The 20,775-nt window shown below is 66.5% G+C and carries 23 protein-coding genes; 9 read left to right on the top strand and 14 right to left on the bottom strand.

All coding sequences use genetic code 11. The features are described from left to right. The 5 genes from ACSSV8_RS06235 to ACSSV8_RS06215 all read left to right on the top strand — a co-directional run. A partial coding sequence (locus tag ACSSV8_RS06235; RefSeq protein ID WP_454281868.1) for an EF-Tu C-terminal domain-related protein occupies window positions 1-99 on the top strand: 99 nt, incomplete at its 5' end. Window positions 100-179: 80 nt separating this feature from the next. Next, window positions 180-488 (top strand): 30S ribosomal protein S10, encoded by a 309-nt coding sequence (gene rpsJ / locus ACSSV8_RS06230; RefSeq protein WP_354537562.1) that lies wholly within the window; start codon window positions 180-182, stop codon window positions 486-488. Between the two features lie 13 nt (window positions 489-501). Next, the gene (gene rplC, locus ACSSV8_RS06225; RefSeq protein ID WP_354537819.1) at window positions 502-1,344 is read left to right on the top strand and encodes a 50S ribosomal protein L3; all 843 of its coding nucleotides are present in this window, start codon (window positions 502-504) and stop codon (window positions 1,342-1,344) included. Further along, window positions 1,341-1,958 carry a 50S ribosomal protein L4 gene (rplD, locus tag ACSSV8_RS06220; protein ID WP_354537561.1) on the top strand — a complete coding sequence of 206 codons (618 nt, stop codon included), beginning with the start codon at window positions 1,341-1,343 and terminating at the stop codon, window positions 1,956-1,958. The genes rplC and rplD overlap by 4 nt, the downstream gene beginning before the upstream one ends. Next, on the top strand, window positions 1,955-2,251 hold the full coding sequence (locus tag ACSSV8_RS06215; RefSeq protein WP_454281864.1) for a 50S ribosomal protein L23: 297 nt from the start codon (window positions 1,955-1,957) through the stop codon (window positions 2,249-2,251). Before rplD ends, ACSSV8_RS06215 begins: the two co-directional genes overlap by 4 nt. A 60-nt stretch (window positions 2,252-2,311) precedes the next feature. On the opposite strand, the gene ACSSV8_RS06210 is transcribed toward ACSSV8_RS06215, so the two are convergent. From ACSSV8_RS06210 to ACSSV8_RS06155, 12 genes are all read right to left on the bottom strand, one after another. After that, entirely contained in the window at window positions 2,312-3,337 is a 1,026-nt protein-coding gene (locus ACSSV8_RS06210; RefSeq protein ID WP_454281863.1) for a C45 family autoproteolytic acyltransferase/hydolase, read from the bottom strand. Continuing rightward, window positions 3,334-4,368: a DUF1611 domain-containing protein gene (locus ACSSV8_RS06205; protein WP_354537558.1), complete on the bottom strand. Its 1,035-nt coding sequence runs from the start codon at window positions 4,366-4,368 to the stop codon at window positions 3,334-3,336. Before ACSSV8_RS06205 ends, ACSSV8_RS06210 begins: the two co-directional genes overlap by 4 nt. Beyond that, window positions 4,361-5,395, bottom strand: coding sequence for a dipeptide epimerase (locus ACSSV8_RS06200; protein ID WP_454281862.1), 1,035 nt, complete (start codon window positions 5,393-5,395; stop codon window positions 4,361-4,363). The genes ACSSV8_RS06205 and ACSSV8_RS06200 overlap by 8 nt, the downstream gene beginning before the upstream one ends. Then, on the bottom strand, window positions 5,392-6,420 hold the full coding sequence (locus tag ACSSV8_RS06195; RefSeq protein WP_454281861.1) for a histone deacetylase family protein: 1,029 nt from the start codon (window positions 6,418-6,420) through the stop codon (window positions 5,392-5,394). The genes ACSSV8_RS06200 and ACSSV8_RS06195 overlap by 4 nt, the downstream gene beginning before the upstream one ends. After that, window positions 6,417-6,890 (bottom strand): GNAT family N-acetyltransferase, encoded by a 474-nt coding sequence (locus tag ACSSV8_RS06190; protein ID WP_354537555.1) that lies wholly within the window; start codon window positions 6,888-6,890, stop codon window positions 6,417-6,419. The genes ACSSV8_RS06195 and ACSSV8_RS06190 overlap by 4 nt, the downstream gene beginning before the upstream one ends. Continuing rightward, window positions 6,877-7,803: a 3-keto-5-aminohexanoate cleavage protein gene (locus tag ACSSV8_RS06185; RefSeq protein WP_454281860.1), complete on the bottom strand. Its 927-nt coding sequence runs from the start codon at window positions 7,801-7,803 to the stop codon at window positions 6,877-6,879. Before ACSSV8_RS06185 ends, ACSSV8_RS06190 begins: the two co-directional genes overlap by 14 nt. 1 nt (window position 7,804) lies before the next feature. After that, on the bottom strand, window positions 7,805-9,139 hold the full coding sequence (locus tag ACSSV8_RS06180; protein WP_454281859.1) for an aminotransferase family protein: 1,335 nt from the start codon (window positions 9,137-9,139) through the stop codon (window positions 7,805-7,807). Beyond that, on the bottom strand, window positions 9,136-9,849 hold the full coding sequence (locus tag ACSSV8_RS06175) for an ABC transporter ATP-binding protein (RefSeq protein WP_454281858.1): 714 nt from the start codon (window positions 9,847-9,849) through the stop codon (window positions 9,136-9,138). Before ACSSV8_RS06175 ends, ACSSV8_RS06180 begins: the two co-directional genes overlap by 4 nt. Then, on the bottom strand, window positions 9,846-10,583 hold the full coding sequence (locus tag ACSSV8_RS06170; protein WP_454281857.1) for an ABC transporter ATP-binding protein: 738 nt from the start codon (window positions 10,581-10,583) through the stop codon (window positions 9,846-9,848). Before ACSSV8_RS06170 ends, ACSSV8_RS06175 begins: the two co-directional genes overlap by 4 nt. Beyond that, window positions 10,580-11,776 carry a branched-chain amino acid ABC transporter permease gene (locus ACSSV8_RS06165; protein WP_454281856.1) on the bottom strand — a complete coding sequence of 399 codons (1,197 nt, stop codon included), beginning with the start codon at window positions 11,774-11,776 and terminating at the stop codon, window positions 10,580-10,582. The genes ACSSV8_RS06170 and ACSSV8_RS06165 overlap by 4 nt, the downstream gene beginning before the upstream one ends. Before the next feature lies 1 nt (window position 11,777). Then, window positions 11,778-13,049: a branched-chain amino acid ABC transporter permease gene (locus ACSSV8_RS06160; RefSeq protein WP_454281855.1), complete on the bottom strand. Its 1,272-nt coding sequence runs from the start codon at window positions 13,047-13,049 to the stop codon at window positions 11,778-11,780. Between the two features lie 77 nt (window positions 13,050-13,126). Continuing rightward, a complete protein-coding gene (locus ACSSV8_RS06155) occupies window positions 13,127-14,371 on the bottom strand; it encodes an ABC transporter substrate-binding protein (RefSeq protein WP_454281854.1) in 1,245 nt (414 codons plus the stop codon). Between the two features lie 145 nt (window positions 14,372-14,516). Between ACSSV8_RS06155 and ACSSV8_RS06150 the strand changes: the two genes are divergently transcribed. Both ACSSV8_RS06150 and cobD read left to right on the top strand, forming a co-directional pair. Then, window positions 14,517-15,542 (top strand): GlxA family transcriptional regulator, encoded by a 1,026-nt coding sequence (locus tag ACSSV8_RS06150; protein WP_454281853.1) that lies wholly within the window; start codon window positions 14,517-14,519, stop codon window positions 15,540-15,542. A 116-nt stretch (window positions 15,543-15,658) separates the two neighbouring features. After that, window positions 15,659-16,645 carry a threonine-phosphate decarboxylase CobD gene (gene cobD / locus ACSSV8_RS06145; protein ID WP_454281852.1) on the top strand — a complete coding sequence of 329 codons (987 nt, stop codon included), beginning with the start codon at window positions 15,659-15,661 and terminating at the stop codon, window positions 16,643-16,645. Here cobD and ACSSV8_RS06140 read toward each other — a convergent pair. Together ACSSV8_RS06140 and ACSSV8_RS06135 are read right to left on the bottom strand one after the other, a co-directional pair. Then, entirely contained in the window at window positions 16,626-17,384 is a 759-nt protein-coding gene (locus ACSSV8_RS06140) for a 3-keto-5-aminohexanoate cleavage protein (RefSeq protein WP_454281851.1), read from the bottom strand. The genes cobD and ACSSV8_RS06140 overlap by 20 nt on opposite strands. Beyond that, window positions 17,381-18,703, bottom strand: a complete 1,323-nt coding sequence (locus ACSSV8_RS06135) for an aspartate aminotransferase family protein (protein WP_454281850.1) — start codon at window positions 18,701-18,703, stop codon at window positions 17,381-17,383. The genes ACSSV8_RS06140 and ACSSV8_RS06135 overlap by 4 nt, the downstream gene beginning before the upstream one ends. A 67-nt stretch (window positions 18,704-18,770) precedes the next feature. On the opposite strand from ACSSV8_RS06135, the gene ACSSV8_RS06130 reads away from it, so the two are divergent. Beyond that, window positions 18,771-19,673 (top strand): MurR/RpiR family transcriptional regulator, encoded by a 903-nt coding sequence (locus ACSSV8_RS06130; RefSeq protein ID WP_454281849.1) that lies wholly within the window; start codon window positions 18,771-18,773, stop codon window positions 19,671-19,673. Between the two features lie 36 nt (window positions 19,674-19,709). Further along, entirely contained in the window at window positions 19,710-20,681 is a 972-nt protein-coding gene (locus ACSSV8_RS06125) for a TAXI family TRAP transporter solute-binding subunit (RefSeq protein WP_454281848.1), read from the top strand. Window positions 20,682-20,775: the final 94 nt, after the last annotated feature.

Here is a 20,775-nt window from a genome sequence, read left to right as displayed (position 1 = left end):
CTGATCGCCCCCATCGCCATGGAAGACGGCCTGCGCTTCGCCATCCGCGAAGGCGGCCGCACCGTCGGCGCAGGCGTCGTGTCGAAAATCCTCGTGTAACAACCTTCAGGGTTCGAAGAGGGAGGCCGGATGGTCCGGCCTTCCTCCTATCAACTCCAACGCCGCGAAAGGCTATCTCAATGCAAGGCCAGAATATTCGCATCCGGCTCAAGGCGTTCGACTACCGCGTTCTGGATGCCAGCACGCAGGAAATCGTCAACACCGCCAAGCGGACCGGCGCGCAGGTGCGCGGACCGATCCCGCTGCCGAACAAGATCGAGAAATACACCGTTCTGCGTAGCCCCCACGTGAACAAGAAATCCCGCGACCAGTTCGAGATCCGCACCCACAAGCGGCTTCTCGACATCGTCGATCCCACCCCGCAGACCGTGGACGCGCTGATGAAGCTCGATCTCGCGGCCGGCGTGGACGTGCAGATTTCGGTTTGAGGAGGGCAAGATGATGTTGCGCTCTGGTGTGATCGCGAAAAAAGTCGGGATGACCCGGCTTTTCATGGAAGACGGCAAGCAGATCCCTGTGACCGTCCTTCAATTGGACAAGCTTCAGGTGGTGGCACAGCGCACCCCTGAGAAAGACGGCTATTCGGCCGTGCAACTCGGTGCCGGAACCGCCAAGGCCAAGCGCACGACGCAGCCCATGCGCGGCCATTTCGCGGCGGCCAAGGTCGAGCCCAAGCGCAAGATCGCGGAATTCCGCGTGGCGCCGGAGAACCTCATCGCCGTCGGCGAGGAGATCACCGCCGATCATTACTTCGCGGGGCAGTTCGTCGATGTGTCGGGCACGTCGATCGGCAAGGGCTTTGCCGGTGCGATGAAGCGCCACAACTTCGGCGGTCTGCGGGCCAGCCACGGTGTGTCGATCAGCCACCGCAGCCACGGCTCCACGGGTCAGTGTCAGGACCCCGGCAAGGTCTTCAAAGGCAAGAAGATGGCCGGTCACATGGGGGCGGCGCGTGTCACCACGCAGAACCTCCAGGTTGTCCGCACGGATGCCGACCGCGGCCTGATCATGGTCAAGGGCGCGGTGCCCGGCTCCAAGGGCGGATGGGTCACGATCAAGGATGCGGTCAAGAAACCGTTCCCCGAGAACGCGATTCTGCCTGCGGCGCTGAAATCCGCTGCTGAAGAGGCTGCACGCGCCGCCGAGGAGGCTGCCGCTCTGGCCGCCGCCGAGGCCGAAGCCGAAGCCAAGCGTCTGGCCGAGGAAGCCGCCGCGACCGAGGAGGCCGCCCTCAAGGAGGCCGAGGCCGCAATCGAGGCCCAGAAGAAGGAAGGCGAGGAATGAAACTCGACGTGATCACACTGGACGGCGGAAAGGCCGGCTCGGTCGATCTGGGCGAAGACATCTTCGGCCTGGAGCCGCGTGCCGATATCCTGCACCGCGTCGTCCGCTGGCAGCGCAACAAGGCGCAGGCCGGCACGCACAAGGTCAAGACCCGGTCCGAGACCAGCTATTCGACCAAGAAGATCTATCGCCAGAAGGGCACCGGTGGCGCACGCCACGGCGACCGCAACGCGCCGATCTTCCGCAAGGGCGGCATCTACAAGGGCCCGACTCCGCGCAGCCATGCGCATGAGTTGCCCAAGAAGGTGCGCGCGCTTGGCCTCAAGCACGCACTGTCGGCCAAGGCCCGCGCAGGCGAGCTTGTGGTGATCGACATGGCCTCAGGCGATGGCAAGACCAAGACCCTTGCCAAGCAGATCAAGGATCTGGGCTGGAAGCGCGCGCTGATCATCGACGGTGCCGCGGTCAATGCCGAATTCGCTCGTGCGGCGGCCAATATCGAGGGGCTCGATGTGCTGCCCACGATGGGCGCGAATGTCTATGACATCCTCAAGCGTGACACGCTCGTGCTCACGAAGGCGGGTGTCGAAGCACTGGAGGCTCGGTTGAAATGAGCGCGAAACCCGAACATTACGACGTGATCCGCAAGCCGGTCATCACCGAAAAGGCGACCATGGTTTCCGAAAACGGGGCCATCGTCTTCGAGGTTGATATCGCGGCCAACAAGCCGCAGATCAAGGAAGCGGTGGAATCGCTTTTTGGCGTCAAGGTGAAGGCAGTCAACACCACCATCACCAAGGGCAAGTCCAAGCGCTTCCGTGGCATGCTTGGCCGCCGCAAGGACGTCAAGAAAGCCTATGTGACGCTCGAAGAGGGCAACACGATCGACGTGACCACCGGTCTCTGACGGTCGGATTGAAATGACAGGGGGCCCTCGCTTTTGCGGGGGTCCTTTGTTTTGGGGGGATCAGCCGCGGGCAACCTCACCCGCATGCGCCACCGCCATTTCGCCCTGCGCGCGCACTTCCCAATCCACTCCGGTCGCGCGAACCCGAAACACCGCTGTCGCCATCGTGTTCTCGTCGTCGGGATCGTCGGGCGCGGTGCGAAAGACGGGCAGGCCGGGGCCGCCCGTATCGCGCAGGATGGCAAGCGGGTTCAGGATGCCTTGGGCCAGAAGGGCCGTGCCGCGCGCCTGCCGGTCGGCAGAGGAGCGGGTGATGCTCTGCCCCTCGGGGCCAAGGTGCAGGTGGAGGGCGTGATTGGCATGGACCTGCGGTTCGCGCACCTCCACCACCGAAACCGCGCCACCACCATATTCCACGCTCAGGAGGCGTGCATCGCCCGCCTGCGCAAAGGCCATGTGGAACCCGCCGCTGTCATTGTTGGCTTTGAAATGCGCGGCCGCCTCGTCAAGGGAGTGACACCCAAGCGCCGCGCGTCCCAGTGCCATGCGCGGCACCCCGGCCACGACGCCGCGCAGCCGGATATTGTTGACCGCCTGCACCAGCCCGGCTTCGGTCATGGCGAAGGTATGGCCGGGGATAGAGCCGGGATAGCAGAACGAGGTAAAGCCGGGTGCGCCCACCGGCGTCACGTCGGCAAGGAAGACGTGGCCGTGAAACCCCGGTAGCCCGTCCTCGTTATGGGCAATCACCGGCTCCGGACCCGGCAACAGCACCGTGGTGCAGCCATCGGGCGCGTTCGAGACGAGATCGCCGCGACAGTTCCACGCGAGCACCTCCGCGAAGGGCAGGGCAAGGCCCTCGGCCAGCCCCTCAAGCTCCGCCCATATTGCCGGAAACCGCGTGCGCAGCCCGTCCCCCATGCGCGCCACCGCCGCGCGGTGGTCTGGCGCGGTGACGGCCTGCCAATAGGGCGCGCCGATCAGCACCTGATGCACCGCCGCGCGCCCCGCCTCGCCCAGGGCACGCCCCACCTCGCGCGGGGTGCCGCGCGCGGTGATGCGGCCCAACTCGGGCGCGCCGCTCATGCCATCACCGCCTCGGCCAGTCGCATCGCCCCCTGACGCACCGGGTCGGTGGCGGGCAGGCCGGTCTCGTCCTCGACGGCGCGCAACGCGGCCTCGGCCTCGGCCACGCTCAGCCGCGCGGTGTTGAGCGCGATGCCCACCACCCGCGCGGGCGTGAGAGCGCCCGCCGCGCGCGCCACCGCCTCGTTGAGGGCGATCACCTCGCGCAAGGGCGGCACGCGCACCTCGTCCAATGTATCGAGCGCTGTCATCCCCGCCCGGTGGCACAGGATCATCCGGTTGCAGCAACTGCCGCGCATCAGCGGCAAAGTTGCCGTGCTGCCCGGATGCAAAAGCGAGCCTTGCCCCTCGATCACCACCACCTCATGCGCGGCGGCCTCCATCACCATCCGCTCGACCATGCCGCCCGCGTGATCGACGCGCACCGCATCGAGCGGAATGCCGCGCCCGGTGATGGCGATGCCGGTCTGCCCGGTGGCCAGAAACGCGGCGTCGCGCCCCATTTCCTGCAAGCTGCGGGTCAGCTCCAGCCCCGCCGTCATCTTGCCGATGGCCATGTCGGTGCCGACCATCAGCACGCGGATATTGTCGAGCTTTGCCGCGCGGGCCATGGCGATCGGGGGCATGTCGCCCTGCGGCACGCGCAGGTCCCAGACCCATTGGCCCGGTTTCAGATCGGGGCCGAGAACCGGCTCCAGCCGGTCATGCATCCCGTTGACGACGCTGAGGCCATCGGCCACCGCCTGCCGCAGGATCGCCATCCATTCGGGCGGCACGCGGCCCCCCGACGGCGCGGTGCCCAGAACCAGCACCTCCGCGCCAAGCGCCTCGGCCTCCTCCAGCGTGGCCACCACCGGCACGTCGCTGTCGAGCGGGCAGAGATCACGCACGCGGCGGCCCGCCTGTGTGCTGTCGATCACCGCCGCCACCGGGTTGCGGCCATAGCGCAGGATGCCCTCGGCCATCTTGGCGTTGAGCTGGCCCATCGTGGCCTCGGCATAAAGCGCAATGGGTCGGGACGCATCAAGCATGGTTCAAGGCTCCTCCATGGCCGGGGCGGTCCTCGGGCAGGGTGACGCCATCCACGAAAGGCGCGCCCTTGGCCGGGTCCGGGTCGAGATTGAGATGGGAATCGAGGTCGATATAATCGAAGAGCGCCGAGAGCGAGGCCCCGGCGGCGATGGCGACCGAGCTTTCGCCCATGCAGCCGATCATCGTCTTGAGGCCAAGCGCGCGCGCCGTGGCGACGATGCGCAGCGCCTCGGTGATGCCGCCGCATTTCATCAGCTTGAGGTTCACCCCGTCCACGGCATCGGCATAGGCGGGAATGTCGGAGGCAAAGCGGCAGGATTCATCGACAAAAACCGGCAAGGCACGATCCTTGAAGAGGGAGGGCAATTGATCCTCGGCCCCGCGCACCAGCGGCTGTTCGACATATTCCACCCCGCGCGCGGCGAGCCAGCCCATCATGTGGCGCGCATCCGCCAGCGACCAGCCGCCATTGGCATCGACGCGCAGGGCCGCGCCGCTGCCCTCTGCCGCCTCCAGCACGGCGGCGAACATGGCCTTGTCGGCCTCACAACCCTCGGGGCTGCCCAGCTTGATCTTGAGCGCGCGCGCGCCGCGCGCGAGCAGAAGCGGCACCCGTTCGCGCACCACTTCGGGCGGGTTGATCCCCACCGTGACCGAGGACACCACGCCGCGCCGGGGCAGGCCGAGCAGGCGGAAAAGCGGCATCCCGGCCTCCTTGGCGCGCAGGTCCCACAGCGCCATGTCGAGGGCAGCCAGCGCACAGGGCGCGACACCCGCCGCCTGCGCCGCCTCCCATGTCTCATGAATCGAGCCGGGCAGGCCATTTGCGCAGAACGCCTCAAGCTGTGCCTGCCCCTCGGCCACGGTCGCGGCCCCCTCTGATGCGCCGGGGGCCATCTCGCCCCAGCCGGTCAGCGCCCCCTCGGTGACCGAAACAAAGAGGTTCTCGCCCCCCGTGATCTCGCCCCGCGAGATGCGCAGGGGGAACCGCTTTTTCAAATAAAGCGTGGTATAGCCGATCTTCATTGCGCACCTTCCGTGATGCCGGTGAGAAAACTCGTGAGGTTACGCCCGAGCGCGTCCGAGACATAGCCGCCCTCCTGCACCAGCAGAAGCGGCAGGTGAAGCCCTGCAATCGCGGCGGCGATGGCGCGGAAACCGGGGGTGGTGACGCGCAGGCCCTGAAACGGGTCATCCTCATGCGCGTCAAGGCCAAGCGCCACCACGACCACATCCGCGCCGAAATCCGCGATCCGCTCCAGCGCCGTAGCAAGGGCCGTCATATAGCCCGCATCATCGGTGCCGCGCGGCAGCGGCAGATTGAGGTTCGCGCCCAACCCCGCGCCCGTCCCGCGTTCCTGCGCATGGCCCCAGAAGAACGGGTAGAACCGCGCAGGATCAGCATGGATCGAGACGGTCAGCACATCACCGCGTGCATAAAAGATGCCCTGCGTGCCGTTGCCGTGATGCACATCGACATCGAGGATGGCGGGGCGCAGGCCGCGCGCGCGCAAGTGTTCGGCGGCAATCGCGGCGTTGTTGAGAAAGCAGAACCCCCCCGCCAGATCGCCGAAGGCATGATGCCCCGGCGGACGGCAGAGCGCATAGGCCGCGCGCGCGCCGCCCGCCAGTGCCGCCGCGCCGGAAAGCGCGGTTTGCGCCGACCAATAGGCGGCCTCCCATGTCCCGGCCCCGATCGGACAGGCGGTATCGGCCTGATGATAGCCCGCCTGCCCCACCGCCGAGCGCGGATAGCTGTCGGAGCGGCCCGCGGGGTGGACATTGGGGATCACCTCGGGCCCCGCCCCCTCGATCCGCTGCCAGCGGGTGTGGATGGAGCGCAGGAAGGTGAGGTATTCGGCGCTGTGAATGGCGGCGATCGGGCCTTGCCCGTGATCCTCGGACGCATGGATGCGCAGCCCTGCCGCCTCGGCGCCTTCGCGCAGGATATCGACGCGGGCGGGCACCTCGGGGTTGGGCAGGATGGCACCATTGGCCATGAAGTGACGCGGGTCATGGGCGGATTGGCGGGGGTCGAGAAACGCTTTCATGATTGCTCCATCAATCGGGTGAGGGCGTCGCCGGAGAGCAGCGCGTTGCGATCCGCCGCGCGGAGGACAAAGCCCAACCGGTCATAGAAAGCGCGCGCGCCCGTGTTGCCCTCATAGACAGTGAGGCGCAGCGCAACCGCCTGCCAGTGCGCCGCCCCTTCCTGTGCCGCAGCGGCCAGCAGGCGGCGGCCAAGCCCGGTGCCGCGTGCGGTCTCGCTCACCCACAGGTCCGACACGAAGGTGACCGTGCCGCCGAGCGAGGTGCTGAGATTGGGTTGCGCCAAAACGGCCCCTTGCGCGCCCGCCAGCAGGGCAAAGGCACGGGGGGAGGGGCCGAAAAGCGCCGCCTCAAGCGTCGCCGCCTCCATGCGAAAGGGATCATCGAGGTCGCGCGCGAGCGATTGCAAGGCGTGCATGAGCGCGGGCATGTCCTCGAGGTTTGCCACCCGGACCACGTCAGAACCGGACATGATCCGCTCCTTTCAGCCCCAGCATCGCGCGCGCCTCGTCAGGTGTCGCCACCTCGCGCCCCAGCCCTTCGACAAGGTCGCGCACCATCTCCACCTGCTCGGCATTGGAGCGCGCCAGTTGCCCGCGCGCGATCATCAAACTGTCCTCGAGCCCCACGCGCACATGCCCGCCCATATCCGCCGCCATTTCCGCCATCGGCATCTGGTATCGCCCGGCGGCCAGCACCGAGAAGAGATAGTCCTCGCCAAAGTAGTGATCCGCCAGGGATTTCATATGGATCAGGTTCTCGGGCAGGGCCGCCATGCCGCCCAGAACACCGAACACGAACTGAATGAAGACCGGCGCGCGCACAAGGCCACGATCCATGAAATGGCGCAGCATGGTCAGGTGGCCGGTATCGTAGCACTCGAACTCGAACCGCGCGCCGCGCTCCTCGCCCATGAGGCGCAGGACCGCCGCGATATCGCGCGGCGTGTTCTTGAACACCAGATCGTCGGAGCCTTCGAGAAACGGCTTTTCCCAGTCGAAACGCCAGTCGGTGATCCGCTCCGCCATGGGATAAAGCGCGAAATTCATCGTGCCCATGTTGAGCGAGCACATTTCCGGCTCTGCCGCCAGCGGCCCCTCAAGGCGTTCGTCAAGGCTCATGACCGCGCTGCCGCCCGTGGTCAGGTTGACGATCGCCGCGCAGCGCCGCGCGATCTCGGGCAGGAACTCCATGTAATGCGCGGCCCGCGCCGAGGGGCGGCCGGTTTCGGGGTCGCGCGCGTGCAGGTGCAGGATGGCCGCCCCCGCCTTGGCCGCCGCGACCGCCTGATCGGCGATGTCCTCTGCCCGAAACGGCAGGTAGGGCGACATCGAGGGCGTGTGGATCGAGCCGGTCACGGCGCAGGTCAGGATGATCCTGGACATGCTACAGCCCGCACTCGGCGGTGAAACGGTCAAGCGCGCGGGTGAGTTTCTCCATGATCTCGTCCACCTGTGCAGGCGTCACGATCATCGGCGGTGCGACAAGGAAATGATCGCCCTCATGCCCGCCCCGCGAGCGCCGGGAATAGATGATCAGCCCCTCGTCATAGGCCGCCTCCACCAGCCGGTCATGGGCATCCAGATGCTTGGGCAACGGCGCGCGGGTTTCGCGGTCCGCGACCAGTTCGAACGCCTGCAAAAGACCCATGCCGCGCACGTCGCCGACGATCTCGTAGCGTTGCATCAGCGCCTCCAGCCGGGACCGCAACAGATCGCCCATGGCCATGGCGTTCGCCATCATGCCCTGGCGCTCGATCTCGTCGATGACCGCCAGCCCCGCCGCGCAGGCCAGCGGGTTGCCGGCATAGGTGAACCCGTGCGGATAGCTGCCGTGGTCAAGCACCGCCTCCACGATGCTGTCACGCGCGATCAGCGCGCCAAGCGGCATGTAGCCCGCGCCGAACCCCTTGGAAATCGTGATCATGTCGGGCACCACGCCCCAGTGATCGCCCGAGAACCAGCGCCCCGTGCGCCCGCCGCCCGAAATCACCTCGTCATGGATCAAGAGCACGCCGTGCCGATCGCAAATCTCGCGGATGCGCCGCATATATCCCGCAGGCGGCATCAGCGCCCCGGTCGAGGCCCCGCCGATCGGCTCGACAATGAAGGCGAGCACCGTCTCGGGGCCTTCGCGCAGGATCTGCGCCTCCAGCATGTCGGCGTAATGCTCGCCCGTCGCGGGGTCATCGAGCGGCAGGCCGTCAAGCCAGGCGCGCGGCGCGGGGATTTTCGGCATCGCGGCCATCATCGGCGCATAGGGCGCGGTCATCGGCGCATAGCCCGTGACCGAGAGCGCCCCAAGCGTGCAGCCGTGATAGGACGGAAAGCGCGAGATCACCTTCCACCGCTGCGCCTCGCCCATGGCAAGCGCATGGCTGCGCGCGAGTTTCAGCGCCGATTCCACCGCTTCCGATCCGCCCGAGACGAAGAACACCCGCCCGAGCCCCTCGGGCGCGATCCCCGCCAGCCGCTCGGCCAGTGCCTCGGCCGGCTCGGTCTCGAAATGCAGCCGGTAGCCGAAGGTTGCCACCTCCATCTGCGCGCGCATCGCTTCGAGCACCGCCGGGTTCGAGTGGCCGATATTGCACACCATCGCCCCCGACGAGCCGTCAAGCCAGCGCCGCCCGTCCACCGCGTCGATATAGACGCCTTCCGCGCGGGCAAGGCGCGGCCGCCTGCGCCGGGAGCCGTAGAAAAGCCGCGATGTGTCCTGCATCATGCCACCCAGAAGGCCTTTTCCAGATCGGTGAAATCCGACGACGGCCCCTCGTATTTGTTGCGCCCAAGCTCCAGCACATAGACATAATCCGCGATCTTGAGCGCCTGACGGATTTCCTGATCCACGAGCAGGATCGTCAGCCCCTCGTCGCGCAGATCGGTCAGCATGTCATAGACCTCCTGCGCCAGCAGCTTTGACAGCCCCGCCGTCGGCTCATCGACCAGAAGCATTTTCGGCTCGGCCATCAGCGTGCGCCCGATCTCGACCATACGTTGCTGGCCGCCCGACAATTCGCCGGTGGCCTGCTTGCGCTTGTCACGCAGCGCCGGGAAGCGGTCGTAATTGGCCTCGATCTTGCGGCGGATCTGCGCGCGGTCGCGCCGGAACGTCCAGCCGCCAAGCTCCAGGTTTTCCTCCACCGTCATGTCCTTGAACACGCCCGGTTGCTGCGGGATATAGGCCAGTCCCTCGTTGATGCGGCGATGGGTGGGGATGTCGATGATGTTCTTGCCCTCAAGCAGCACCTCGCCCTGAAACGGCCGCAGAAAGCCGAACGCGGCCTTGAGTGCCGTGGATTTGCCCACGCCATTCGCGCCCAGAATAGTGGTGATCTGCCCGCGCCGCGCGGTCAGGTGCAGATCCGACAGGATGTTGAGATCGCGGTAATAGCCCACCGACAGGTCGCGCAGTTCCAGAACGGCCTCGGTCATGCGGCGTCCTCCTCGTCGTCGCGGCCCAGATAGGCCTCGATCACGGCGGGGTCGTTCTTGACGTCCTCGGGTTTGCCATCGGCAATCAGCTCGCCGAAATTCAACACGATCAGCCGCTCCGACAGGGCAAAGATCGCGTCCATCTGGTGCGAGATGAGGATGATCGCCTTGCCCTCGGCCTTCATCCGCCGGATATAGGCATAGATCACCTCCATCAGCTTGGGATGCACGCCCGCGAACGGTTCATCGAGGATGATCACATCGGGGTCGAGCATCAAAAGCCGCCCCAGTTCCAGCAGCTTCTGCTGCCCGCCCGAGAGCGCGCGCGCATACTCGTTGCGCAGGTGGTCGATGGTGAGAAACTCCAGCACCTCGGTCGCCCGCTCGGTCAGCGCGCGCCCCTGGCTCATATGGCCGAGCGCCAGCGCGGGCACATAGAGGTTTTCCAGCACCGTCATGCGCCGGAAACTGCGCGTCACCTGGAACGTGCGCCCCAGCCCCGCGCGCGCCACCTCGTAGGGCTGCAACTGGTCGATGCGCTGCCCGTTGAGATAGACCGTGCCCGAGGAGGGCGTGATCGCGCCGTCGAGAATGTTCGTGAGCGTCGTCTTGCCCGCGCCATTGGGGCCAAGCACACCGATCAGTTCCGGCCCGTTCACCTCCAGATTGACGCCCTTGAGGACGTGCAGCCCGCCAAAGCTCTTGTGCAGGTTGGTGACCTTGAGATGGATCATGGCTGCGCCTCCCCTGCGCGGCGTTTGGCGATGGTTTCCTCGGCCACGCCCGCGCGGGCGAAATAGTCGATGAGCGGCGCGATAAGGCCGTTGCGGAAAAACCGCAGCACCACCATGAGCAGCACCCCGAAGAACACCAGCCGCCATGTGGTCATGTCCACCGTCACCCCGCCGATGGAAAAGCTTGTGCGCATCAGCTCGAGCATGACCTGAAGAAAGATCGCCCCAAGCGCGGCGGCGACGAAGTTTTCCACCCCGCCGATCACGGCCATCGCCACGACAAGTGACATTTGCAGCAGGAACAGCATGTTGGGCGTGACGATCTGGATGTAATGCGCCTGCACCGCACCTGCCGCCGCGGCCATGGCGGTGGTGATGGTAAAGACAAACACCTTGTAGCGCGTGGTGTTGACGCCCAATGCGGCGGCGGCATCGGCATCCTCGCGCAGCGCCCGCACGAAGAGGCCAAAGCGCGAGCGGGCGAGCCATGTCAGGATCAGAAGGCACAACAGCAGCAGGCCGAACATGGCATAATAGGGCGGTATCTTGTCGGTGCGGGTGAACTCGGTGCCAAGGATCGTGACCCCGTCATCGAAGAGCGCCGGAAGCACCATCCCCGCCTGACCGCGCGTGATGTCGATCTCGGCCGAGATCACCGCCTTGATGATTTCCGAGAAACCCAGCGTGAAAAGCGCGAGATAGGCCGCGCGCAGCCGCAGCACCAGAAGCCCCACCAGCAGCCCCGAAAGTCCGCCTGCCACCGTGCCCAGCACGATCCCCAGAAGCACCGGCATCCGCCAGACCCGCACGCTGTCGCCCCATTCGGTGATCGCTTGTTGCAGGCAATCCTGCGTCAGCGTGGTCGAGGTGACGCCGATGGCGTTCTTGATCACCAGCCAGTTGCCGAAGAACGCAAACTCGGTGCAGGTGCCGGTGGGCGCGGCGGTGATGTAGAAATAATGGCTGAAAAGCGCCGCGCCATAGGCCCCGATCCCCATGAAGGCCATGTGGCCAAAGCTGAATTGCCCGGCATAGCCTGCCAGCATCGACCAGCTTGACGCGAGGATCGCGTAGAAAAAGCCGGTGATGAGGACATGCATGACATAGTCGTAATTGCCGCCCGTATAGACCAGCGGGAAGGCCGCGAAGAAAAGCACGAGGCAAAGACCGGCGATATTGGGAACCTGTCGCATCTCAGCCTCCCTGCCCGTGCATGCCCGACGAGAACCGCCGCCCGAATAGCCCCGTGGGCCGCAAGAGCAGCGTCAGCGTCAGCACGATCATGCCGTAAGCCGGAATATAGGAGGCGGCCTTTTGCGCGTCGGGGATGCAGCCCGTTCCCGCCGCCTCCACCAGCCCCACCATGATGCCGCCGACAAAGGCACCGGGCAGCGAGCCGAGGCCCCCCAGAACCACGATGACGAAAGACCGCATCGCCGGAATGGCCCCCACCTGCGGCAACCAGGAAAACGCCTGCACCAGAAGCGCGCCCGCCAGCGCCGCGATCATCCCGCCAAGCGCAAAGGCCAGCATGTTCATGCGGTTGGGATCGATGCCCGCGATGGCGGCGGCGTCGCGGTCCTGACTGACCGCGCGCAGCGCCTTGCCGGTCCAGGTCCGGTGCAGCAGGTAGAGCAGCGCCAGCAGGACGAGAATGCAGGTCACGGCTGCGGTGAAGCGCGGATTGGAGATCGAGACCGTATCGAACAGCGTGAGATTGCCCCGGCTGGTCTCGATCACCGGTGTCTCGGTCCCGGCGGGCCATTCGAAGCGCGGGAAATCGATGAACCGTTGCACCTTGACCGGGCTCGCCCCATGCACCGCCTGCACGAAATACTGCATCGTAAATGCCAGCCCGAAGGTGGCGAGGATGCCGTATTCCACCGGACGATCGATCTTGCCACTATACATCGGCGTGAGCATCGCCCGCTCGAAGAGCGCACCGATGCAGAAGGCGATGAAACAGGCTCCGAGCACGCCCATGAGCGGCCCCGCCTCGGGAAACCACACGACAGTGATGTAGTAAACGAGCATCCCGCCGATCATGTAGAACTCGCCATGTGCAAAGCTGACCACGCCAAGGATCGAGAAAATCAGCGTCAGGCCAAGCGCCATAAACCCGTAGATGATGCCGATGATGATGCCGTTGGTGATCTGGCTGGCGCGAAAGGCACCGTTGGCGACGCAGTTGTTTTCCGGATCGGCGAAGGAAAACGCCGCCGCGATCAGCACCACCGCCAGCAGTGCCAGCGCCGTGGTGAGCTTTGCGCTGAGCGCGGGCGTGCGCAGCCACAAAAGGCCAACGCCCACGGGGCCAAGGGCCGCGCCCGCCATTGCGCCCGCAAACGGCACGTTGGACGTGTCGAGATCGCGCGCGAGATAGCGACGACGCAAGAGCACCGCGCCCAGCACGCCCCAGCCGATCATCCAAAGAATGACGGTCCAGAAGATTTCGGGTGTCTGCACGGATCAGTCCTCCGTTGGCACGGTCGGCGCTTCAAGCGGAACGGTCGGGCCGGGAGGGGTTCCCGGCCCGGACCCGCTTACCGGTTGACCCAGATCGGCTCTGCGGTCTTGTAGGCCTCGGGATAGACGATCGCCGCATCGGTCGAGGCCTGCCCCTCTTTCTGGAACTGGATGATGGTGATGGCCGGATCGGGCCACTGGTGCCACCATTCATCGCCCTTGCCGTCCTCGGACGGGTCACGCTTCAACCCGTAGTCGAAATAGATCCGCCCCAGCGTGCCCTCGTGGCTGATGCTCTCCAGCGCGGTGACGATGGCATCGCCATCGGTGCTGCCCGCCTCCTCGATCGCCTGTGCCAGAACGGCGATGGAATCGTAGGCCTCCATCGCGTAGCTTTCCACGTCCGACTTGCCGGTCTTGGCCTTGTAGGCGGCGGCAAAGGCGCGGCCCTTGTCGGTGAACTGGCTTTCCGGCACGCCGATGCGCTGGACAAAGGCGTATTGCCCATCCGGCACGTTGGTCCAGTAGGTGCCCGATTCAAGTGCGTCCTGCCCGGTCTGGAACGGCAGGTCCATCGGCCCTATCCCTGCATCCGCCGCCTGCTGGGTAAAGTTGAAGGCCGCCTCGCCGGTCACCAGCGTGATGATCATGTCAGGGTTTTCCGCCTTGATCCGCTCGACGATGCCCGCGTAATCCTGCGTGCCGATATCGACCGAAAAGATCGTCGCGGCGACGCCGTTGGCCTCAAGCCCCTTGGCCGTTTCCTGGCTGGCGGGGATGCCGTAATCGGTGTTCTCGGTCAGGATCGCCACTTTCTTGACGTCCGGCAGGGTCAGCGCGAACTGCCAGTTGATGTTCGAGGTCCAGGAGGACAGCGGCGCGATGCGGAAGATGTATTTGTGCTTGTCGCCGGTGATGGTGTCGTTCCACGTCTCGGCAAAGACCACCGGCACGCCGCGCGCATCGGCCACTTCCTTGGCCGCAACGCCCACCGAACTGTGATAGCCGCCGCCGATGGCGACAACGTTGTCCTGGGTGATCAGGCGTTCGGTCACGGCGGTGGCGCGCTCGGGCAGGCCCTCGCTATCGGCAAGCACCACCTCGATGGGGCAGCCCAGAACGCCGCCCGCCGCATTGATATCGGCCTGCGCGAGCATCATGGCGTCACGCATCGCCTCGCCGCCGACCACGGTGCCCGGGGCCGAAAGCGGCGCGAGCGCGCCGATCTTGATCGGGCAGTCCTGCGCCAAGGCCGCGCCCGTGGACAGCGCAAGCGTCGCCGCTGACAGCATGAGGCCGCGCCGTGTCAGAATGCTGGTCATCTCAAGTCTCCCTGTCTGGTCCGGTGTTGGTCCCGGAATTGGGGCGCATCACGCGCCTGTGACGTCACGTTGCGGCAGTTGCCGAGGCCCTGTCTTTCGTTTATCCGTCATTTTCATCTGAAAACAGACATAAGGATGCGTTCGGGTGGACCCGTGCAGCAAGGCGAAGCCGGACGTGCCGCAATTCGAGGCACTGACGCCGCGCACCGAGACGGCTCTTTCGGTGGGTATCCTGCTCTGGCCCAGCTTTCCGATGATGTCGCTCGCGGGGCTGGTCGAGAGCCTGCGTCATGCTGGCGATCACGGCGACGATTCGCAGCCGCGCTATGCGCGCTGGCAGATCGTCGGCGCGCCGGGGTCTGCGATACGGTCAAGTTGCGGGATTCCGGTGCCCGCGACCTCGGATTACGTCCATCCCGGCCGGTTCGATCATCTCTTTGTCATCGGCGGCCTCTTGCGCGACATGGAGAGCGCGCCGCCGCGCCACCGCGATTACCTGCGCGCCGCGCGGAGGGCAGGCGTGCCGTTGGTGGGGGTCTGCACCGGCAGTTTCGTGCTGGCGCGGGAGGGGTTTCTCGATGGCCGTCCGGTCTGTGTGCATCCCTATCACCGGGGAGATTTCGAGGCCGCCTTTCCCGGCCACCGCTTTGTCACCAACCGCGATTTCGCGGCGGCGGGCGATGTCACGACGGTGCTGGGAGGCGTGTCGATCCTGCCGCTGATGAAACGGCTGATCGGCGCGCATCTGGGTCCCGATCGCGCCGCCAAGGTCGAGCATCAGATGACCTTGCCCACGCCCGAGGCCCCGCCGGTGATGATGCCGCCCGAGGGGGCCGAGCGGGGCGCGATCACCGATCCGCGCATCCAGCGCGCGCTCGTGATCCTCGACGCCGAGGCGAGCCGGACCCCCCCCATCGCCGCACTGGCGCGCACGCTTGGCCTGAGCGAACGGCACTTCCTGCGGCTCTTCAAGGCGCAGGTGGGCATGGCACCAAAGGCGTATCTGCTGGAAACCAAGCTGCGCGCGGCGGTCTGGATGCTGCGCAACACCGCGCGCTCGATCACCTCGGTGGCCTATGCCGCAGGCTTTGCCAGCGGCGCGAACCTTGCCGATCATTGCCGCAGGCGGCTTGGGAGAACGCCCGGTGCGATCCGGCGGGGGGTGGGGTAGATGCGTCTGGCGTGTCCCGTGCCTGTCTTTCGTCCGGTGGTCATGATCGCCGCCCGGCCTTGCAATCGAACGGGCCTGCACAGGCGACAGGTTTCAGAGAAGGGGCGGGGGCGGGCATGACGATATCGAGGGATCACGGCGGCAATCTTGACGCGGCGCGGCAGCGTTTTGGCGGGGCCATGGCCGAGTGGCTGGACCTCTCGACGGGGATAAACCCGGTGCCCTATCCGATGCCCTGCCTGCCCGAACGCGCATGGACCGCCTTGCCGACGCGGGACGACATGGCGGCGCTCAGCGCCGTGGCGGCGGCCTGTTACGGGACGCAGGCCGAGGTGGTGCCGCTGGCGGGCGCACAGGGCGCAATTCAGGCGGTGCCGTATCTTGGGGCGCGCGGTGCCGCGCGGGTGCTGGGGCCAACCTATAACGAACATGCCGCTGCCCTTCGCGCGGCGGGTTGGACGGTCGAGGACGTGAGCGCGCCCGAGGCGCTGGCCGGGGCCGATCTGGCGGTGGTGGTCAATCCCAACAATCCTTGCGGGCGGCGGCACACGCCCGACGCGCTTCTGGCGCTGGCGGATCAGGTGGGTCTCCTGTTGGTGGACGAGAGCTTTGCCGACCCGGAGCCGGACCTGTCGCTGGCCCCCGTGCTCCATCGCGCGGGAAACGTGATCTTGCTGCGGTCCTTCGGCAAGTTCTACGGGCTGGCGGGGCTGCGGCTGGGCTTTGCGCTGTGTGACGGGGCGCTGGCCGGGCGGCTGCGCGAGATGGCGGGGCCATGGCCCGTTTCCGGCCCGGCGATTGCGGCGGGGCGGGTGGCGCTGGGGGATACCGGCTGGCAGGCGGCGACCTGCGCGCGGCTCAGGCGCGATGCGGCGCGGCTTGATGCGATGGCGGCGGCGGCAGGCTGGCGGCTGATCGGCGGCACGCCGCTCTTTCGCAGCTATCACGTGGCGGATGCGACGGCGGCGCAGGAGAGCCTTGCCCACGCCCGGATATGGAGCCGGATTTTCCCGTGGTCGCCGACATGGATCCGGCTTGGTCTGCCGGGGACGGAGGGGGGCTGGGCGCGGCTGGACGCGGCGCTCAGCGCAGCGCGTCCCTGAGCGCGCACACGCGGTCGGCATTGTCGCGGGCGAGCCGCCCGTCAGCGTGCCAGAGGCTGTTTTCGAACCCCACGCGCAGCTTGCCGCCCGCCGCATGCGCGGCCAGAAGGCACGCGGTTTCTGACCGGCCAAAGGCGCAGACGGCCCAATCGGCGGGGGCCTCGCGGGTGCGCAGGCGGTCGAGGAAGGGGGCGAGGTCGCGCGCGTCGCTTTCCTGTCCGGCGCTGTAACGGCCCAGCACGAAGATGAGTTGCAGATCGGGGGCTGTCAGTATGTCGGGCGGCAGGAGCCGCGCGAGCAACTCGAAATCGCCGGCATCGTAAAGGATATGCTGCACGGCAACGCCACGCGCGGCGCAGGCGGCGTAAAAGCCCGGTGCCGCCTCGGCCTCGGCGGCCATTTCGCGCAGGGCGACCGAGACGAGATCGGCCCCCGCCTCAAGCGCCACGGCGCGCTGATGCGGGGGCGCGTAGAGGCCCGCGGCCTCGGTCGTGATCTGGAGCGTCATGGCGGGGACGGTTTGGCGCAATTCGTCCAGCGCTTCCCGATAGGCCCCGGCGTCAAGCAGGTGCCGCCCCGCGCCGTCCCGCAAATGCAGGTGCAGCCCGTCCGCGCCCGCGTCAAGACAGGCTTGGGCCGTCTCGACGATCTCGGGCAGGGTGACGGGCAGGGCGGGATGATCGGCCTTGCTTCGCCGCGCGCCGGTCGGGGCGACCATCAGCCGGGGCAGCGGCGTCATGGCAGGACTTTGCGCAGCGCGGTGCCGAGTTTGCCGACCAACTCCTCGATCTGGGCGTCGTCGATGATGAAGGGCGGCGCAAGCAGGACGTGATCGCCGTGCCGCCCGTCGATGGTGCCGCCCATCGGATAGCAGATCAGCCCGGCGTCAAAAGCGGCGGCCTTCAGCGTCTTGTTGATCGCACGTTCGGGGGCAAAGGGCGTCTTGGTGGCGCGGTCCTCGACGATCTCGAGCCCGCGGAACATGCCGCGCCCGCGAATGTCGCCGATATGGGGATGTTGGCCAAAGGCCTCGTTAAGGGCCGCGTTCAGCCGCTCGCCCATTTTTGCCGCGCGCGCGGTCATGCCGCCTGTCGTGAGCTTTTCCACCACCACATCGGCGGCGGCGCAGGCGATGGGATGGCCGATATAAGTATGGCCATGCTGGAAAAATCCCGTGCCCCCTTCGATGGCGGCATAGATCGCGCCCGAACATAGCATCGCGCCGATCGGCTGATAACCCGCGCCGAGGCCCTTGGCGATGGTGACGATGTCGGGGCGCACGCCGTCCTGCTCGCAGGCAAAAAGCGTGCCGGTGCGCCCCATGCCGCACATCACCTCATCGAGAATGAGCAAGATGCCGTGACGGTCGCAGATCTCGCGGATGCGCTTGAAATAACCGGGCACGGCGGGCACGGCCCCAAGGGTCGCGCCCACCACCGGCTCGGCCACGAAACCGATGACGTTTTCCGGGCCGACGCGGTGCAGTTCCGCCTCAAGCTCATCCGCCACGCGCAGGCCGTATTCCTCGGGCGATTCGCCGTCCGCGCGCCCGCGATAGTCGTAACAGGGCGCGATATGCGAGGTCTCCACCATCAGCGGCGCAAACGGCTCTCGCCGCCACAGGTTGCCCCCCGTTCCAAGCGCGCCCAATGTGTTGCCGTGATAGCTCTGCCTGCGGGCGATGAAGCGGGTGCGGCTGGCCTCGCCCTTTTCAAGGAAATACTGGCGGGCGAGCTTGAGCGCCGCCTCCACCGCCTCGGACCCGCCCGAGACGAAATAGACCCGTTCGATCCCCTCGGGCGCATGGGCGATGAGCCGGTCTGCCAACCGCTCGGCAGGCTCCGACGTGAAGAATCCGGTATGGGCAAAGGCGATCCGGTCGGCCTGATCCTTGATGGCCTGCGTCACCTCGGGGTCCGAATGGCCGAGGCACGACACCGCCGCACCGCCCGAGCCGTCGAGATAGCGCTTGCCGGTCGCGTCGATGATATAGGCCCCCTCGCCGCGCGTGGCGACGGGCGGGCGGGCGCGGGTGTGGCGGGGAAAGACATGGGTCATGGCGGCATCCTTTGATGGGTGGCACCAGTGAAACAAATGAATCAAGTGTTGACAATAGATGAAACGAATGGAACGACTTGTTTCAATGAATATCCGGGGGGACCATTCGGCGGCGTCGTTCGAGGAGCGTATTGCCCGCAATTTCGACCGCCTCAGCGACAAGCTGCGGCAGGCGGCGGAATATGTGGCGGCGCATCCGGTGGACATCGCCACGCGGTCGCTGCGGGCGGTGGCGCAGGAGAGCGGGCTTGCGCCCGCCACCTTCTCGCGGCTGGCGCGCGCGCTCGGATACGACAGTTTCGAGGCCCTGCGCGAGGCGATGCGCGCCAAGATCGGGCGGCGTGTCAACAGCTTTGCGGAGCGCGCCGAGCGGCTTCAATCGGCGCATGAGGCGGAACAGACCGGGTTTTTCGAAGCTCATATCAGCGCCTGCCAGAGCAATCTCCAGACCTTGGTGCGCGATGTGGATTTGTCCCTGCTCGAGCGCACGGTCGAGCGGCTTCACGCGGCGCGCAACGTGGTTCTGTTCGGGGCGCTTGGCTCGACCGGGGTTGTGGAATACCTGTCCTACATGGCGAATTTCTGCGCGGGCAACTGGTCGATGGCGGGGCGCATGGGGGCCTCTCTCGGGGCCACGCTGACCGGGCTGGACGGGCGTGACGCGCTGGTGATCGTGACCAAGCCGCCCTATGCTGGCCGCGCCATCGAGGCCGCGCATATGGGCGCCGCGCAGGGTGCCTTTGTGGTGGTCATCACCGACAGCCCGGCCTGTCCCGCGCTTGGGCAGGCATCGGCGGGGTTCGTGCTGCCCACCGACAGCCCGCATTTCTATTCGTCCTACGTGACCACCCTGGCCTTCTCGGAGGTGCTGGTGGGAATGCTGGTCGGGCGCGCAGGCAGCGCGGCCCGGACCCGCATCGCGCAGGTCGAACAGAGCAGCCGCCGTCTCGGAGAGGTCTGGGACGGCTAAATCTACCGTAACGACATCAATCAAAGGGAGACTATGATGTTCAACAGGTTCAAGTTCACGATGACCGGCGCGGCGCTTGTCGCATTGATGGCCCCGGCTGCCATGGCCGAGGAGTTCATCACCATCGGCACCGGCGGCGTCACCGGGGTCTATTACCCTACCGGCGGCGCGATCTGCCGGCTGGTCAACAAGGACCGCAAGACGCACGGCATCCGTTGCTCGGTCGAATCGACCGGCGGCTCGGTCTACAACCTCAAGACCATCCGCGCAGGCGAGCTCGAATTCGGCGTCGTGCAATCGGACTGGCAGCATCATTCCTTCAACGGCACCTCGGACAATTTCGCCGCCGATGGCCCGTTCGAGGAGCTGCGCGCGGTGTTCTCGATCCATCCCGAGCCGTTCACCGTGGTGGCCCGCGCCGACAGCGGCATCAAGACCTTTGACGACCTCAAGGGCAAGCGGGTGAACCTCGGCAATCCCGGCTCGGGCGCGCGCGGCACCTTCGAGGTGGTGATGGAAAAGATGGGCTGGAGCGCGAGCGATTTCGCACTGGCCGCCGAACTGCGCCCCGCCGAGCAGAGCCAGGCGCTGTGCGACAACCAGATCGACGCGATGGTGTTCACCGTGGGCCACCCCTCGGGCACGATTCAGGAGGCCACCACCGCCTGTGACAGCGTTCTGGTGAACGTGACGGGCCCGGCCATCGACGCGCTGATCTCCGAGAACGCCTATTACCGCAGTGCCACCGTGCCCGGCGGCATGTATCGCGGCACCGACGAGGACGTGGCCACCTTCGGCGTGGGCGCGACCTTCGTGACCTCTGCCAATGTCTCGGACGAGGCGGTCTATACGGTGGTCGCGGCGGTGTTCGACAATTTCGACGATTTCCGCGGGCTGCACCCGGCCTTCGCCAATCTTGATCCCAAGGAAATGGCCAGCGCCGGTCTCTCGGCGCCGCTGCATCCCGGTGCGGCGAAATACTTCAAGGAAAAGGGCCTGATCGACTGATCGGCCAATGACCCCGGCAGGGGCGGTGCGCCGCCCCTGCCGTTTGCGTTTGGGAAAATGACCCCAATCGCCTAACGTTGACAGACTGCGGACC

It is taken from the genome of Roseovarius sp. MBR-79, from assembly GCF_053628555.1.
Note: the sequence above shows the minus strand (reverse complement) of the source record. Positions and strands in the feature narration are given on the sequence as shown.

Excerpts from the sequence above, each read along its gene's own strand:
- ACSSV8_RS06190 (WP_354537555.1), bottom strand. The coding sequence starts at position 6,890 with ATGTCCGGTTCTGACGTGGTCCGGGTGGCAAACCTCGAGGACATGCCC.
- ACSSV8_RS06205 (WP_354537558.1), bottom strand. The coding sequence starts at position 4,368 with ATGCTTGATGCGTCCCGACCCATTGCGCTTTATGCCGAGGCCACGATG.
- ACSSV8_RS06175 (WP_454281858.1), bottom strand. The coding sequence starts at position 9,849 with ATGACCGAGGCCGTTCTGGAACTGCGCGACCTGTCGGTGGGCTATTAC.
- ACSSV8_RS06210 (WP_454281863.1), bottom strand. The coding sequence starts at position 3,337 with ATGAGCGGCGCGCCCGAGTTGGGCCGCATCACCGCGCGCGGCACCCCG.
- ACSSV8_RS06185 (WP_454281860.1), bottom strand. The coding sequence starts at position 7,803 with ATGTCCAGGATCATCCTGACCTGCGCCGTGACCGGCTCGATCCACACG.
- ACSSV8_RS06215 (WP_454281864.1), top strand. The coding sequence starts at position 1,955 with ATGAGCGCGAAACCCGAACATTACGACGTGATCCGCAAGCCGGTCATC.
- ACSSV8_RS06135 (WP_454281850.1), bottom strand. The coding sequence starts at position 18,703 with ATGACCCATGTCTTTCCCCGCCACACCCGCGCCCGCCCGCCCGTCGCC.
- ACSSV8_RS06155 (WP_454281854.1), bottom strand. The coding sequence starts at position 14,371 with ATGACCAGCATTCTGACACGGCGCGGCCTCATGCTGTCAGCGGCGACG.
- rpsJ (WP_354537562.1), top strand. The coding sequence starts at position 180 with ATGCAAGGCCAGAATATTCGCATCCGGCTCAAGGCGTTCGACTACCGC.
- ACSSV8_RS06180 (WP_454281859.1), bottom strand. The coding sequence starts at position 9,139 with ATGATGCAGGACACATCGCGGCTTTTCTACGGCTCCCGGCGCAGGCGG.
- cobD (WP_454281852.1), top strand. The coding sequence starts at position 15,659 with ATGACGATATCGAGGGATCACGGCGGCAATCTTGACGCGGCGCGGCAG.
- ACSSV8_RS06195 (WP_454281861.1), bottom strand. The coding sequence starts at position 6,420 with ATGAAAGCGTTTCTCGACCCCCGCCAATCCGCCCATGACCCGCGTCAC.
- ACSSV8_RS06125 (WP_454281848.1), top strand. The coding sequence starts at position 19,710 with ATGTTCAACAGGTTCAAGTTCACGATGACCGGCGCGGCGCTTGTCGCA.
- ACSSV8_RS06140 (WP_454281851.1), bottom strand. The coding sequence starts at position 17,384 with ATGACGCCGCTGCCCCGGCTGATGGTCGCCCCGACCGGCGCGCGGCGA.
- ACSSV8_RS06200 (WP_454281862.1), bottom strand. The coding sequence starts at position 5,395 with ATGAAGATCGGCTATACCACGCTTTATTTGAAAAAGCGGTTCCCCCTG.
- ACSSV8_RS06170 (WP_454281857.1), bottom strand. The coding sequence starts at position 10,583 with ATGATCCATCTCAAGGTCACCAACCTGCACAAGAGCTTTGGCGGGCTG.
- ACSSV8_RS06165 (WP_454281856.1), bottom strand. The coding sequence starts at position 11,776 with ATGCGACAGGTTCCCAATATCGCCGGTCTTTGCCTCGTGCTTTTCTTC.
- rplD (WP_354537561.1), top strand. The coding sequence starts at position 1,341 with ATGAAACTCGACGTGATCACACTGGACGGCGGAAAGGCCGGCTCGGTC.
- ACSSV8_RS06130 (WP_454281849.1), top strand. The coding sequence starts at position 18,771 with ATGGAACGACTTGTTTCAATGAATATCCGGGGGGACCATTCGGCGGCG.
- rplC (WP_354537819.1), top strand. The coding sequence starts at position 502 with ATGTTGCGCTCTGGTGTGATCGCGAAAAAAGTCGGGATGACCCGGCTT.